This is a genomic window from Silvania confinis (genome assembly GCF_025564085.1).
GTDB lineage: Bacteria > Pseudomonadota > Gammaproteobacteria > Enterobacterales > Enterobacteriaceae > Enterobacter > Enterobacter confinis.
In genome coordinates, this window is record NZ_JAMGZJ010000027.1 from 1 (window position 1) to 416 (window position 416).

Annotated in this window: 1 protein-coding gene; it reads right to left on the reverse strand. The window is 55.5% G+C overall.

Going from position 1 to position 416, the window contains the following annotated elements:
* On the reverse strand, positions 1-205 hold a 205-nt coding region (locus M8013_RS00120; RefSeq protein ID WP_271265819.1), incomplete at its 3' end, for a BPSL0761 family protein.
* Positions 206-416: the final 211 nt, after the last annotated feature.

A 416-nucleotide genomic window follows, 5' to 3' on the forward strand; every position in this document is an offset into this window, starting at 1 on the left:
GTCGATATTCATCATCTGATGCATCGCTCACCAGGCACTCTTCAAGGCGCCCCAACGAGAGGATCTGGTCGGCCGACGGGTAGTGCCTGAGCAGGCTTTTCGCATAGCTGCGGATATCCTGAGGCAGCTCAGTGTTACGGGCGAGCTCTCGCAGGAACGCTTCGGTCTTGATGACGCTGCGGGTTCTTTCGTGAGGAAGGGTCAATGCGGCTATCTCCTGATTCAGTCAACCACGTCTGCCGACGCTTGAATTCTGGCCTCCATACAAGCATCAAAAGCAAGCCAGCAACTGTTGCCGGTAGTGCTTGGAAAAGCTGACCAGATGGTTTGGCTCAGCGGCAGAGCCCCCCAGGGATAAGGTGCATGTAGCACCTGCCCCAATTACCTGCGAAATGCCACTTCCATTACTGTCATCC